Genomic DNA, 722 nt, shown 5'->3' on the forward strand with positions numbered 1-722 from the left:
TAGGGTAATATTCGAATTAGTCTTTCTTTCAAAAAGAATCAACACCCCCTTTATCCCTTCTCCAAAATTAAGGTTAATGGTTATATCACTATATCCTTTGGGTAGAGTTTCATACTTTCCAAAAGGAGTATAGGATATATTGGGATCATCACTTGGCCAACCTGATCTGATTTTAAACCCATCTATATTTCTTAAAATATTATTTGACCGATAGGTTTTTTCCGTCTCCTGATAAATCTCATCAAAAATGTTTTTAGGTTGATGGATAAAAAAGTAGAAACAGGATAATACAATTATCACGAATAAGGATACTAGGCCTAGGATTTTCTTCATGTTATCACCAATTCTCCCACTGGGTTTCGACTTTCACCTCACCATAGTTGCTTGGAGAATACTTGCTGTCATAAATCGAGCACCAGTCTTTCAAGACTTTCTGGTTGATGATTTCGTCGTAGTCCTTCTCTAATTCTTCTTTGGAAATATTATATTTTCTGAGATATTCTCTTATTTTTTCTTCATCCTCTAGATATTGACCTGGTTGCCTTGGTTCTTCAAAAATCGCAATCTCCTTTTGAAGGACTTTCTTTTTTATATTATAGTGAGCCGAATACCATAGGGTAATATCCGAATTAATCCTTTTTTCAAAAAGAATCGTCATTCCTTTAATACCTGAACCAAAGTTAAATCCAATACTTATGTCTTTATAACCTTCAGGATGAGTT

2 protein-coding genes are annotated in these 722 nt (G+C 33.7%); both read right to left on the reverse strand.

Annotation, left to right across the window (positions count from 1 at the left end):
- Positions 1-333, reverse strand: a 333-nt coding sequence (locus HMPREF2628_RS10935; RefSeq protein WP_180364287.1) for a TipC family immunity protein, incomplete at its 3' end; no start/stop codon positions are given.
- A gap of 4 nt (positions 334-337) precedes the next feature.
- Positions 338-722, reverse strand: a 385-nt coding sequence (locus tag HMPREF2628_RS07975; protein WP_180364285.1) for a TipC family immunity protein, incomplete at its 5' end; no start/stop codon positions are given.

This window comes from Streptococcus sp. HMSC063B03, assembly GCF_001836965.1.
In the GTDB taxonomy this organism is placed as follows: domain Bacteria; phylum Bacillota; class Bacilli; order Lactobacillales; family Streptococcaceae; genus Streptococcus; species Streptococcus pneumoniae_F.